This window comes from Sphaerisporangium flaviroseum (assembly GCF_039537005.1).
In the GTDB taxonomy this organism is placed as follows: Bacteria; Actinomycetota; Actinomycetes; order Streptosporangiales; family Streptosporangiaceae; genus Sphaerisporangium; species Sphaerisporangium flaviroseum.
In genome coordinates, this window is sequence record NZ_BAAAZR010000031.1 from 45711 (window position 1) to 58872 (window position 13162).

A 13162-nucleotide genomic window follows, 5' to 3' on the forward strand; every position below is an offset into this window, starting at 1 on the left:
CGCAGAGGTTCCGTGAGAAAGTCCCGAAGGCGCCCAGGTCGGTCCGGCCGCGATGTGAGGTGTGGCCTGGGCAGCGCACCCCGTGAAGGTGTGCGGGTGGACCTGTTGAGTGCTGGGGTTAGCCGCCTGCCCTGCGCAGCGCTTCCACGGCCGCCTGTCCGATCGCGTTCGCCGCGCTGGCGGGATCGTTGGCGTCCACCTCGACGGCGCCGCGCATGACTTGGGCGTCGCCGTCCAAGCACAGCCACAGCACGGCGCAGCCGCGCCGGATGAGGCGGTCGATCAGTCCCTGAGCGACGCTGGCCGCGTCATCGTCTCTGAGTTCTCCGTCGGAGGCGATGACGAGGAGACGTGCACCGCCGCCGGACGACAGCCCGAGAGCTCCGTCCAGGGCGCGGATCGCCTCCGGTAGCACGACGGTTCCCTCGTTGGTGCTCAACCTCGGCACCCGGTCGGGCGGTATGCCCGGCCACATCAGCGGGGTGATCTGGTCCCCCCATGCGATCGCGGCCGCGGTCCCGTCGATCTGGCGGACCGCCTGAGCGCACACCCATGCCGCGACGGCCAGCGCCTCAGCGGTGGCGCTCATCGATCCGGACACATCGGCCGCGAATCCCATGATGAGGGCGGGCTCGTCGACCCGGGCTCGCTGCCGGCGCAGAAACGGCTGGGCGGTGACCGCAAGGCCGAGTCTTCGCTGAGCGTCACCTTGCATCACCTGCCGCATGGACAGTCGGCCCGGCGGGACATTGCTGCCGATTGTCGTCACGCGGTGATCGCGATGGCGGGCGTGCCGCAGGTGCGTGGCCAAAGCGTTGGCGGCGCCCCGTTCGGTAGGCGTAGGTTGCCGAAATCCGCGTAGCGGCCCACGCGGGCGGGTGGACGCTCCGCCGTCGAACACCTGTGCCGCCTTGGTGGCCGCCGCCTGCTCGGCCGCCTCGTTGGCCCGTTCGGCCAGGACCTGCCGATCTGGGCCGGCGGCCGCGCGCTGCTCTTGGAGTTCGGCCTGGACATCGGCGACGGCATCCTCGGCGACGGAGGAGGCCAGATTGTCGATGGCGTCAGCCAGGGGGTCACGGGAAGGCGGCTGACCGGACGGGGCGGTACCGCTGGGGTCGGCCGCGGTCGCGGATCCGTGCGCGGCGGCGCCTCCGCCGTGGCAGGCCAGTGCCGGCAGGACGACGTCGTCAGGGTCGTTGTCCCATCCCATCGTGGTGGTGATCTGCGCGGCAGCGTCGACCAGGGTGTCGTAGTCGCCGTCCTCGGCCTCGAGCGCTTGCCGCCACAGCGTCCGCAGGCTGTCGAGCACGTCGGCGCCGAGAACGTCTGTCACCACGTCCTCGATGTCACCGGTGTCCTCGGGCAGCAGCACGCCGGCGTCAACCCGGGCCAGCACCAGCAGCGCCGCCGCCAGGGCGCGGCTTCGCTGCTGGACTTCGGGCATCTCGTCGGAGGCAGGGGGGAACTGCAGGATGTGCCTGGCCGCGGTGCGCAGCCAGCGCTGGTCGATCGGGCGGTGCCGCAATTGCAGCGCTTCTACCCACGGCTCCAGCAGGTAGATCGCGATGGACCTCACCTGTGGTGAGGGGGAACGGGCCGCTAGTTCACGAAGGTCCCATCCGGAGCGCGCATGCCCGCCTTCGTGCGCGGATACCCCGATCAGCACCGGCTGCTCCAGCCGTCCGAGCCGGGTGGTGGGGTCGACCTGGGCCGGCTCGGCCCCATCGGTGATCACGAGATCCCCGTTGAGGGTGATCTCCGCGTTGTCGGGGTCGAACCAGCCGGGGGGTGTTCCCGCGGGCTGGTCCCAGACCATGCGCGCCAGTACGTCCGGACGGCCGGTGACCGCCTCCATGATCGCATTGACCCGGGCGCCCAAGTGCGCGCGAGCGCTGGCCAACTCCGCGTCGCCGATGGATTGCTTGGCCCTCTTCCAGCGGCGTCTGCTCTGACGCGGTGGCGGAGCGATCTGAGCGCTCGGGTCGTCGGACAGGTTCATGCTCCGTACCTCCCGCCGAATCCCGTCACGGCAACGGTGGGGTACAGCTGCTGGATCGCCTCCAGGATCTGGTCGCGGTCATGCGCGGGAGCCTTTGCCACCAAGGTGCCGGCTGCGTACTCCGCGCCGTACAGCTGGGCGGTGTTGCGGAAGTCGAGCAGCGACCGCAGCTGCAGGCTCCAGGTCAGTTCTCTGTTCTGCCGCTTGCGGTCCAGATTCTGTGCGATCTTCACCATCTCGGCGGGCACCCCGAGGTCCCGGGCGAGCTGCCAGTCGCTTCCGACCTGCCAGTGGTGGGTGAAGCGGTCCCGTAGCGCTTCGCTGAGCACCGCCCCTGGGACGTCGGGGTTGTGCGTGGCGCATACCAGCCATCCGTCGGCGACCGGAATGGGCGGCAGGTTGGTCCCGGGGATGTGCAGTACTCCGCGGCCGTCCATCACCTCATACAAAGGCACCAGGACACGCGGATCGATCAGGGTGATCTCGTCCAGGAGCAACGGCAGGCCGAACTGGACCGACAAGGTCAGCGGCCCCGATACCCACACGTATGGGGTGGTGACGACGGTCGCAGGGTCGGGGTTGGGAAGGTAGGTGCCGAGCAGGTCGGCGGTGGTGGTGTCGGCGCTTCCGACCAGGGTGAGCAGGCCCGGCCCGTCGTGGGAGTCGAACGCCGCTTCGACCGCAGCGGTCTTGCCGCAGCCGGGAGGGCCGCCCAGTAGAACGTGCTGGCGCTGCATGCGGACCGAGCGCAGCAGCGCCAGGTCTTCGAAGGGGCCGATCTCGCGCGGGTGGTAGACCTCACCGTTGCGACGAGCTCGCGGTCCGACCGGAGGCAGAACAGGACGAGCCGCTGCGCCGGCTGGTGCGGCGCCCTGCATGAAGTAGTCCTCCTCCAACTGGTTCAAGCGGGCCTGCGCCTGAGCGGCAAGTGGCGTGTTGATGATGACCTCCAGGTGGTGGGGGGTGGCGACCGCGCGGGAACGCCACCGACCAGGGGGCTTTCACGGGGAGTTCACGAGGGAAGGCCCGGTGCGTTCACGGGCTGTGCTCGGGTGCGGCGGCGAGGAAGCTCTGCACGATGCGGCCGCGAGCAGTCGCCTGCGCTGGCGAATCGCCGTTGATGATGTCGCTGTAGTCGCCGCGATCGATCACGAATTCCGTGACCGGCCGGGAGCTTTGGTAGCCCTTGTGCTCTTTGCCCACGGTGATCTTGACCGCGCGGCCCCGTGCGTCATCGAGGCCGGTGCAAATCTTGACGTAGGACTGGCCGATGCTGCCGTACCGGCCATAGTTGATCACCACGATGCGGTGAGTGACGATCACCCGATAGAACTTGTCGCTGTTGTTTTCCCGGAAGCGCAACTCCCAGCCGATGGCGCGCATCATCGCCGCCGCCCTTTCCAAGTGTGGGGAGTGGAGTGCGAGCATCGGGGCCCGGTTGCAGGCGGCCAGGCCCCGAAAGAGGATGGTTTGCTCACCTGGCCGGCGGGCTGTAGTTCAGCCTCTCCAGCTGATCGGGCGTCAGGCTTTCCAGCGCGGCCGGCGCCTCACGCATCGCGGCGCCAGCGGTGTGCGCCGGTGCGGGGGCGGGGTGACCGGGTGCGCCCGGAACCGGGTGACCAGGTGCGCCCGGGGCAGGGTGTCCGAAGGCCGTGGGGGCCGGCTGACCGGAGATGGCCGGAGATGCCGCCCAGGGCATTACCGGTCCGGGGACGGCCGGATTGGGATAGGCAGGAGCTCCGGCCGCAGGAGGTGTCGGATAGGCGGGGTAGGGAGCGGGGAATTGACCGGGGGGCATCATGGCGGGCGCAGAGAACGCCGCCGGCGCGCCCGGGTGAGTGGGGCCGGTGTCGAACAGCAGCGCATCGACCGCCGCAGCCGCAGGCGCGATGTACTGGGCGCTGAACAGCTTCGACGGCTTGGCACCCGCCGTCTTGGGCGGCGCGTCCCCGACGTAGGTCACCGTCAGACGCCCACCAACATCCAGCCTGGCGCCTGCGGCCTTCACCGCGTCCCGGATCGCGTCCTTCATGTGGTGGCGGGCGTAGAGGGCTCGCACGCCGTCGTCGTCGCGGCTGCTGGGGTCGCGCTCGTCGGTGGCCAGCAGAACCCTCAGTTGCATCTGCGGGGTGTTGTCGTCCCAGTACATCGGCTTGTTGGTCTGGTACTCCGTCCGCTGCACCACCTCGGGGTAGCGGACGATGATGCCGGTGACGGTGTGGCCGATCGGCCGGTCGAAGCTCACCGACGGCACCCCGCCTTGCATCAGGAAGTCGTTGGCGTCGGGGATGGCGGGCATGGCCATGGGCCCTCCTTGGGGGCGATCAGTTCGATCAGTGATTGCGTGGGATGGGGAAGGGCGAGCTCTCCGGGGCAGCCGCGTGTCACATCGCGGCTGCCGGGGCGAAACCAGTCGCAGTGATGGCAGCCGGCGTTGGCGGTGCTCAGCAGTGGCAGAGCCTGGACACCGGCCGCTTTGATGGCGGCGTCGATCGCGTCCACCTGCGCCAGGGCCTGCACGGCGATGTGCTCGTCGTAGGGTTCGCCCCAGAAGTGGCGCCGCTCGAACCGTTCGCTGCGGGGCAGGAAGGCGATCGCGACGCCGTTGACCGGGAATCCGCGCAGCCGCCAGCCGCGGCCGTAGGTGTGGACTTGAACCTGGTATTGGGCACCGGGACCGCGGGCGCGGTACCGGGCCAGAGAGGTCTTGCCGACGAGCTTCCAGTCGATGACATAGCCGCTGACCCGGTCGTAGACGTCACTGGTGCCGTCAATGTCCTCGCCTGCGATCTGGCCGACGTGGACTTTCTGTTCGACCAGGAACCGCGGCCAGCCGTCGGGGGCCAGGATCGCTTCGAGATCTTTGGCGATCTGGGCGTGAAAGGCCGTCCCGATGTAGGCCTCCCACTTCATCGAGTGGTGGCATGGCGGGACGCCGGCCAGCTTGTACCCAATGCGCCGATGACACGGGCAGCCGATTTCCGAGGGGCCCAGCCGCCGCTGCAACGAGCGCGGCTGATGGGCGGCCACATGCCCGATGACCTGATCCAGATCGGCGACCAGCGCCGCGAACGGGTCGGCGGCCAGTGCCAGCGAGGTCATGGGGGATCGGTGGGGAACGCCGCGGGCAACAGGCGGACCTGGAATTTGCCCGGGTTCACCTTGGTGTACTGATCCCGCTTGTCCTGCAGCTGCGGATGGTCGGTGAAGAAGGCGTCAGTCTGGAACTTGCGGCTTCCTCCCTCCTCAGCGCCCTGCATGATCGGGATACCGTTGAGCAGGCCGACGCCGCCGTCCACGCCGAGCTTGGGGCGCAACACCGCCGCGGCCTGCTCGGCGATCTGGTTGAGCTCGTCCTCTTTGGCCTTGATCTCTGCCTGACGCTTGCGCAGCTCGGCCCGGTCCGGCTCAAGTTGAGCCCGGGCCATGTGCACCCTGCGAAGCACGTCAACCCAGGCCAGTGCGTCATCATCGGCGGATAGGTCGACCTGCGGCAGGTCATCTCTCGGGGCCTTGGCCATCATCGACCTGCCGTTCGAGCAACGACCGCCGAGCGGCCGGGGAACGACCGGGCCACAAACATGGCGATTCACATCCTTTCGGCGAAACGCGAGCTGCCCTGACCGCGCGAGTGGCGCGATCAGGGCAGCAGGGGGAGTGCGGGGAAGTCGGGCTACGGCCGGGATCCGGTGTCGCTCTGGCCGAGCAGCCCCCGTACCTCCGTTTCGCGGTAGCGGCGGTGACCGCCGAGGGTGCGGATGGAGGTGAGCTTGCCCTGCTTGGCCCAGCGGGTGACGGTCTTGGGGTCGACGCGGAACATGGAGGCGACCTCCGCCGGAGTGAGCAAAGGCTCGGAAGTAACGGTGTGCGTCATCGGGGTGCCCTTCGATGTGGAGTCGGACATGTGGTGGCTGGTGTTCGCGGCGCCGTGAACAGGCACCAGACAGCAAGGGCCGCCGACCTGGCGGTTGGCGGCCCTGAATGGCACGAGCTCAGGCGGAAACCTGGCCCAGGTCGTCGAACTGCTCCTCGTCGTCGACCTGCCACGGCGGGTCGTCCTGGTCCTCGGGAGCATCCGCGATCTGCGGCGGGGGACTGTCATCGGCGTCGGCGTCGGCGGCCAGGCCGGCGGCGGCCAGGACGTCGTCGGTCTCCGGGTCGACGAACGCGTCCGGGTTGTAGCCCGCGTCGGGCGCGGCTTCCTCACCGGCCAGGTCCGTCTCCCGGGCGGCGGGCTCTTCGCTGTCGTCGGCCATGACCGGTTCGGCGGAGGAAGCGCTGTAGTCGACGTCATCACCGACGTAGGGCAGGCCGTGGGCGACCGCGAGCTCGATCGGGCAGGCCTCATACCCCGCCTCGATCAGGTACCGGAGCCAGATGGCAGCGTCGGCGGGCGAGCACGGGCTCCACTTGTCGGTGCGCCAGGTGCTCTTCCATTCCTGGCCTGCCGCCGTCATCTGGTGCTCGAACGCCACCGCGATCGGCAGCAGCCCCAGCAGGTGCAGCTTCCCTGCCCGGGCTGTGGGGATCGCCTCGACGCTGAGCCGTCCCGCGAGCTTCGCATGCAGCTGGCTATTGGCGGCTCCGCCCAGCCGGTCACGAAGCGGCTCCGGCATCGTCATCAGCATCTGGGTGACAAAGGCCAGGGTGTGTCTGGGGGCGGTCGAGCGGGCGAACAGGCGCTGGGCCAGCCAGTCGTGGCGGACGGCGGCGGCGGCCTTCCACGCCTTGTTTCCGGTGATGACGATCTTGCGCGCCTCCGGATCAGCTGTCTTGGGGCTCGAACGGGTCGCACTCGATTCGGCCGGCGTGTAGCCATGCGCCTGCGGCGTTGCGCAGTAGAACACCGGCCGCTGCTTGTTGTAGGACCAGAAGAAGGCGCCATGGCCAGGGCAGGTGTTGTGGGTCTCGGGGTCGAACCCCTCGGCCAGGCGGCTGAGGGTGTCGACCCGCTCCGCGCCCTCGGGCAGGTCGTCGGTGACCGGCACACCCGCCTGGGCGAGCTCGGCGACCAGCGCGGTATGCGCGGCGGCTTCCTGACGTTCGGTTTTGACGTACTCCACGGCGTACTTCACCTTGCGGCCGTGGTTGATCATGTTGGTGATCTGGTCCATGGCCGCCTGGTCGCCGTCGAACTCTGCCAGCAGAGCGAGTTCCTCGAAGTCCAGGTCGTACTGGGTGGCCTGGGCCGCCTGGCGGCCCTGTGCCGTCAAAGCGCCGGCCTTCAGCGCGGCGTTCACCGTCTCGCTGCTGAATCCGGTGCTTCGCCGAATCCCCGATTTGGAGGCGCCTGCCTTCATGGCCTCGAACAGCGCGTCGGCCTTCTCCTGCGGGGTCAGGTCTTCTCGCTGTTCGGCCGTGGTGACCTGGCCGATGTACTGCTCGGCCGGGTCCTCGGCCAGCTTCCGGTCGATCACGCAGGTCAGTGTCGGCCGGTTCTCCTCACGGGCCGCCAGAAGGCGCCGGTTGCCGTCATGCACCCAGTACGCCACGCCGGCGTCCGGCGGTGCGGGGTACACGATCAGCGGATGCTTCAGCTTTTCCTTGACCGAACGCCGGAACCCCGCAGTGATCTTGTATTCCTTGCGCTTGTTGATCGGGCTGAGGTCCAGCTGCGCGAGCGGGATCTCTGCCAGGGTCTGGTGCTCGGGGGCGGCGAGGATGGTCGTCTCTTCGCTGGTGGCCACGGACAACGGGGACTCCTTTCAGAGCGTGAAATGGAAGAAGGAGAGACCGGCACGCGCCGGTCTCCTCTTTGATCGCTGACGTCGCATCGCTGCAGCTCGCGGGCAAGACGCCCACATGCGGCGTCCCCGGGCCCTGATGTTGTGAGTCCGGGGGGCGGGTTGTGTAGGTGTCGGGCGCCGGGTCAGGCTTCCCACGGAGTCGAGCTGCGGGCGCCATAGGTATCGGCGAGCACGTCGCAAACGGTGATCGATCCGGCGATCAGATCCCAGCCGGAAGAGGCGCAGGCCCATGCGACCTCACCGATGACGACGACATCGCCCTTGCTCAGCGACCGGTTACCGCGCGCCCGGTACTTCCGGGCCCGGTCGTCGTCGCCCTCGTTGAAGGTGACGAACGCGTCCTCGAGTACGGCGTGCGGGTCGCGTGCCTGCTCGGCGGGGATGTCGTAGGCGAACACCTTGACCATTGCGTGGGTGGGCTTCCAGCCCTGCAGGAAGTTGTCGGGGACGCAGATGTTGTGCCAGATGCCGACGGTCATCACCGGCGGTGCGAGAGCCTCCACCATGTGGGCCCTTTCGTGTCCCGCGCTGGGGGTTGTTCCCCGGCGCCGGGGCCGGCTTGCCCACGGGTTCTCGGAGCGTGGGAAGGCTCGCCCGCAGGGCGACCGCGCGAAGCGCGGCTTGGCCTTCCTGCGCGCAGAGGTTCCGTGGGAAAGTCCCGGAGGCGTCGGGGCGACCCATCGGCGAAACCCTTGCCCGTGCGGTTACGGGCAGATCAGGTTCTCCAGTCCCGTAACCTCGCCCGCATTTCAGGGGTGCGCAGCCTCGCCAGGGTGTTCTTCTCGAGCTGGCGGATCCGCTCACGGCTCAGCTTGAACGCCTGGCCGACCTCCTCAAGGGAGTGCGGTCGGCCGTCGACGAGTCCGTACCGCAACGCGATGATCTTCGCTTCGCGGTCCGGAAGCACGGCGAGCACCTGCCGCAGAGCGTCGCCGAGCTGCTGGTCGGCGACGATGTTGACCGGGTCGGGGACGTCGATGTCCTCAATGGCATCGGCCAGCGGGATACGCCCGTCGTCGTCGATCGGGATGTCCAAACTGATCGGCTGCTGGCGGACCCGCAGAAGGTGTTCCACCTGCTGATGGGTCTTGCCCAGAGCGCCGGCGAGCTCGGCGGCGGTGGGCCCGCGGTTGAGGTGCTGCTCCAGGCCCCGTTCCGCGGTCCGCAGCGCGGAAAGCACTTCGCGCATGTGAGCCGGAAGACGGATCGTCCGGCCCTTGTCGGCGATCGCCCGCTGGATCGCCTGGACGATCCACCAGGTGGCATAGGTGGAGAACATGTACCCCTTGGCGTGGTCGAACTTCTCCACCGCGCGGATCAGCCCCACGTTGCCTTCACTGATCAGATCGGCGAACTCCAGGCCACGGCCGACATACCGGCGGGCGGTTGCGACCACCAGGCGCAGGTTGCCCTCGACCATGTGCTGCTTGGCCTGCTGGCCGTCGCGGACGATCTCCTCAAGCTCGGCGCGACGCTGATCGGGAAGCTCGCCCCCGCCGGCCGTTTCGGCGTGGTCCAAGCGGTGGCCGGCGAACAGCCCTGCTTCGATCCGCTTGGCCAGCTCCACCTGCTGGGCAGGGGTGAGCACCGTGACGCGGCCGATGCTCTTCAGATACTGGCCGACGCCTTGCCACAGTTCGTCTTGACGCTGGGAGGCGACGGCGGATGTGGTGGGCCTGCCGGTCATGACGGGCGTCCGGTGAGCAGGCCCAGGGCGGTCTGCGCTTCGGCGCGGCCGGGTCGCCGGGCTCCGCGCAGGTCGGCCACGGTCCAGGCCACCCGCAGCACCTGCGGCAGCATGGGCGCCGTCAGCACGCCGGTGTCGGCTGCGGCGGCGAGCACTTTGAGCGCCTGGTCATCGGCGCGGAACGTGGTCCGCAGTTCGACGGCGGGCACCTCGGCGTTGGTGACCCAGGGCAGGTGCGCCAGGCGGGCACTGGCACGCTGACGTGCCGCCCGCACCCGGTGGGCGACGACCGCGGTGGATTCGCCGGCGGCGCGGCCGGGCACTCGGCCGGCAGGCACCGGTTCCACATGGGCGCGCACTTCGACCGCTTCCAGCAGGCGCGACAGCCGCGCCTGGTAGCGGCGCTTGGTTGCAGGGGTGCACGTGCAGCTCTGGGCCTGCTCGGCCGAACCGCATGGGCACAGGCGAGTGGTCCCGGCGAGCTGGAAACGGGCCGGCAGCTGCACGGTCATCGACGAGGAGGTGAGGCTGACCTGGCCGGACATCATCGGCTGAGGCAGCCCGTTCAGCACCTGCACCGGGAAGTCCGCCGCGTCCGGCAACAGCAACACGCCGCGGTGAGCCAAGGACGCAGCTCCCGGGCGCCCGCCTCGCCATGCCGAGCCGAGCATGCCCGTCGGCGTGGTGGTGGGGGCGGGCGCCGCGACCGGCGGCCGCGCGGGGGCGGGCCGCCCGGCGATCGAGTAGATCGCGGCGACCTCGTAGACCGCCTGGGTCTCCAGTGGCGGCAGCAGGCCAGGTAAGCGCTCGGCCAGCATGTGGGCGGGGCTGCCCGGCTGGCCGTACACCATCAGGTGGTGCCCGCCGGCTGCGCACACCTCAAGCGCGTAGCGGGCCTCGCCGTAGCTCGCGGGGAGGTCCGCCAGATCCGTGTCCGGCTCTTGGAGCGTCGCGTCGGCGCAGCCGTCGCTGCCGCCGGGCGGGTCCTGGTCGCATACGACGGGCAGCTCACCGGTGGTGAGCCAGGTGACGAGCTCGCTGAGCGACCTCACGCTCGCCACGGTGATGCCGGGCACGAGGTCGGTCTCGGCCGCGTTGGCGGGCGGGACGATCGCCACCTTCAGCCCGCTGTCCGCGGCGGCCGCGACCATGGGCAAGGCCCCGCGGACGTACCGGAGTCTGCCGTCCAGGCCAAGCTCCCCGATCGCGAGCGCGCCGGCGAGCGCCGTGACCGGGATCTGGCCGGAGGCGGCCAGGATTGTCACCGCGACCGCCAGGTCGACCGCGGGACCCTTGCTGGGCAGATTTTGCGGGAAGACACTCACGGTGATCCGCAGGTCCGGCCAGGTGAACCCGCTGTTGATGACCGCGGCTCTGACCCGGTCCCGGGTCTCGGCACCCGCGCTGGTGGGCAGGCCCAGCAGGTGCGTCGCGGCAAGGCCTGCGCCGATGTCGGCCTCGACGGTCAGCAGATGCCCGTCGGCGCCGATCACCGAGGCGGAGCGGATGGATGCGCGCGTCATCGGGTCACCTCACGTCGAAACCGCGCCGCGCCTGCCAGGTCGGCCGAACCTCGCCTCGGAACTGGCTGGGAAGCTTCACTCACAGCGGGGCCGGGCTCGCTGTCGGCCAGGGCCCGGCGGAGCGCGACACCGTGGCACAGCTGGATGTCCAGCGGCCGACCGGCGTGGAATTGGCCGAAGTAGGTGACGTAGCGGCAGACCCGTCGGTCCAGAGCATTCAGCTCGCGCGTGAAGTAGGGCGACATATCCATTCCGCTGCGGCCCGGCGCCGGTCCGCGATCGGTACCCCACAGGCGCGCGCAGGCGAATCGGACCCAGGCCAGGCCCTGCCAGCAGGCTCGGGTGACCCGGGGTCTCTCCGAGACGTCGTGCACGGTCAGAGCCTGACCAATGGCCAGGGTGTAGTAGAAGTCCGGACTCAAGGTCCACAGCACATCCGCCCAGCGCTTCTGTTCGCACCAGGTGGACTGCAGGCGTAAGAAGCGCGGCTGTTCGACATGAGGCGCGCACAGCAGCCCGCGGCTCAGGTTCAGATAGTGGATCACGGATGTCTCCAGGGACATGTCGATCGAGAAGGAAGCCGTACAGCGGCCGGTAATCGCGCGCAGCGGCGGCTCGGGGAGAGGCGCGCTGTTGTATGCGCTGCAGAAACAGCGAAAAGCCCCGGCGCCGACGTCGGCGGCCGGGGCTGGGGAGTTCGGAAACCAAGCCCGTGCCGTACACGGCCAGGGCTGGCACAGAGCGCTACGCCGAAGGTGCGAGGGCCGGGCCGGGCAGCAGGCCAAGGGGGTGCAACTGGCTGCGGACACGAGCGACGCGCTTCGGCGGGAACTCATCCAGCGAGATCCAGCGCCCGATATTCGGGTCCGGCGTGGTGACGAGCCACACCGGAACCCCGGCGAGCACGCCGCGCAGGCACATGTCGGAGGTGCCGCCGGAGCGGGGATCCAGCGCCTGGTGGAAGGCGACGATCAGCCACGGGCGCTCGGCCAGCATCCGGGTGTTTCGTTCCGGACCGGCGGCACGCCAGCCGCTGGGGCGGGCACGGCGTTCAGCCTCCCAGTCGACGGGGAAGCAGCGGTGCCGGTCTTCGCCCAAGCCGTGGGCAAGGCACCAGCTGTGCCCGGCCATGTCGGCGCCCCTGGCCCGTCCTTCGATGAAGACGATGCGGTCGCCGTGCCGCCGATGCAGCCGGTCACACACCTGGTGCACGGTGCCCGGCCACGGCCAGAAGCGACTACCACAGAGCAACATCCGCGGCTCGGTAGACATCCGGGACCTCGAAGTTCGCCGATTCAGCTGGACATGAAAGATCCCTCTGGCCGCGCGCAGCGCGGCCAGAGGGCAGCAGAGGACTAGAACGGGGGCGTGCCCACGCCGACACCCACCGGCTGGGGGGCGTGTGTGGGCTGGGGCACCCAGTAGCCACCGGCGGGCGCGGCCGGTGCCGCCGGTACGGGTACGGCCGGCGCGGGGGCCGGCGGCTGCGGGGTGGCCGTCTGCCACTCCTGAGGAGCGCGGGTGTCCCTGGTCCGCTTGGTCACCTGAGCGGTGGCGTTGCGCAGCGACGCGCCGACCTCCTCGACCTCGATCTCATAGAGCGTGACGTTCTGGCCGTCCTTGCCCTCGAAACTGCGCTGCACCAGCCGACCGACCACGATCACCCGCATTCCCTTGGTCAAGGTCTCCTGGGCGTACTCGGCCGCCTCCCGCCAAACATTGCAGCTCAGGAACAGCTTGTTGCCGTCCTTGTACTGGCCCGCCTCCTTGTCGAAAACGCGGGAGCTGGACCCGACGCGGAACCGCGCGACGGCCACCCCGGAGGGGGTGAACCGCAGCTCGGGGTCATCGACCAGGTGCCCGACGAAGGTGATGCTGGTGTCTCCGTACGACATCGGATAGTCCTTTCACTTCATCGGGGGGTGCTGCCTGGGTGGCGGCGGGGGTTCCCGTCCCGAACGACTGCAGACAGCGGCGTCGGCGAGCTCGGGTGGCAAGCCGGGCCGGCCGCCCGTCAAGATGTTTTGCGCCCTGCGTCGCCGGGGGTTGGCTATGCAGGCGCAGGGCGCAAAAGATCTTGTAAGGGCGGGGTTTCCGGCCCGGCTTGCCACCCGTCGCCGGTGCCGCATAGTGCAGGGAGTCGGGACGGGGACCCTTTCGCCATCCAGGTGGCCCCGGTTCTCACCGCCCTTACAAACGCCGGGGG

Annotated in this window: 14 protein-coding genes; all 14 read right to left on the reverse strand. The window is 69.5% G+C overall.

Going from position 1 to position 13162, the window contains the following annotated elements; genetic code table 11:
• Positions 1-118: 118 nt before the first annotated feature.
• Positions 119-1999: a hypothetical protein gene (locus ABD810_RS30320; protein ID WP_344948178.1), complete on the reverse strand. Its 1881-nt coding sequence runs from the start codon at positions 1997-1999 to the stop codon at positions 119-121.
• Positions 1996-2904, reverse strand: coding sequence for an AAA family ATPase (locus tag ABD810_RS30325; RefSeq protein WP_344948181.1), 909 nt, complete (start codon positions 2902-2904; stop codon positions 1996-1998). The genes ABD810_RS30320 and ABD810_RS30325 overlap by 4 nt, the downstream gene beginning before the upstream one ends.
• Before the next feature lie 130 nt (positions 2905-3034).
• Positions 3035-3385: a WGR domain-containing protein gene (locus ABD810_RS30330; RefSeq protein WP_344948184.1), complete on the reverse strand. Its 351-nt coding sequence runs from the start codon at positions 3383-3385 to the stop codon at positions 3035-3037.
• 88 nt (positions 3386-3473) lie between these two features.
• On the reverse strand, positions 3474-4304 hold the full coding sequence (locus tag ABD810_RS30335; protein WP_344948187.1) for a hypothetical protein: 831 nt from the start codon (positions 4302-4304) through the stop codon (positions 3474-3476).
• Complete coding sequence (locus ABD810_RS30340; protein ID WP_344948190.1) at positions 4265-5101, reverse strand: hypothetical protein; 837 nt, start codon at positions 5099-5101, stop codon at positions 4265-4267. The genes ABD810_RS30335 and ABD810_RS30340 overlap by 40 nt, the downstream gene beginning before the upstream one ends.
• Entirely contained in the window at positions 5098-5523 is a 426-nt protein-coding gene (locus tag ABD810_RS30345) for a hypothetical protein (protein ID WP_344948193.1), read from the reverse strand. The genes ABD810_RS30340 and ABD810_RS30345 overlap by 4 nt, the downstream gene beginning before the upstream one ends.
• A 149-nt stretch (positions 5524-5672) precedes the next feature.
• The gene (locus ABD810_RS30350; RefSeq protein ID WP_344948195.1) at positions 5673-5873 is read right to left on the reverse strand and encodes a BldC family transcriptional regulator; all 201 of its coding nucleotides are present in this window, start codon (positions 5871-5873) and stop codon (positions 5673-5675) included.
• A gap of 118 nt (positions 5874-5991) precedes the next feature.
• Positions 5992-7686 carry a ParB/RepB/Spo0J family partition protein gene (locus tag ABD810_RS30355; protein ID WP_344948198.1) on the reverse strand — a complete coding sequence of 565 codons (1695 nt, stop codon included), beginning with the start codon at positions 7684-7686 and terminating at the stop codon, positions 5992-5994.
• A gap of 182 nt (positions 7687-7868) precedes the next feature.
• Positions 7869-8252: a hypothetical protein gene (locus tag ABD810_RS30360; RefSeq protein WP_344948201.1), complete on the reverse strand. Its 384-nt coding sequence runs from the start codon at positions 8250-8252 to the stop codon at positions 7869-7871.
• 209 nt (positions 8253-8461) lie between these two features.
• Positions 8462-9433, reverse strand: a complete 972-nt coding sequence (locus ABD810_RS30365; RefSeq protein ID WP_344948203.1) for a sigma-70 family RNA polymerase sigma factor — start codon at positions 9431-9433, stop codon at positions 8462-8464.
• Positions 9430-10956: a YifB family Mg chelatase-like AAA ATPase gene (locus ABD810_RS30370; RefSeq protein WP_344948205.1), complete on the reverse strand. Its 1527-nt coding sequence runs from the start codon at positions 10954-10956 to the stop codon at positions 9430-9432. The genes ABD810_RS30365 and ABD810_RS30370 overlap by 4 nt, the downstream gene beginning before the upstream one ends.
• Positions 10953-11501 (reverse strand): hypothetical protein, encoded by a 549-nt coding sequence (locus ABD810_RS30375; protein WP_344948208.1) that lies wholly within the window; start codon positions 11499-11501, stop codon positions 10953-10955. Before ABD810_RS30375 ends, ABD810_RS30370 begins: the two co-directional genes overlap by 4 nt.
• A 199-nt stretch (positions 11502-11700) precedes the next feature.
• Positions 11701-12228: a hypothetical protein gene (locus tag ABD810_RS30380; RefSeq protein WP_344948211.1), complete on the reverse strand. Its 528-nt coding sequence runs from the start codon at positions 12226-12228 to the stop codon at positions 11701-11703.
• 83 nt (positions 12229-12311) lie between these two features.
• Positions 12312-12851: a single-stranded DNA-binding protein gene (gene ssb / locus ABD810_RS30385; protein ID WP_344948214.1), complete on the reverse strand. Its 540-nt coding sequence runs from the start codon at positions 12849-12851 to the stop codon at positions 12312-12314.
• Positions 12852-13162: the final 311 nt, after the last annotated feature.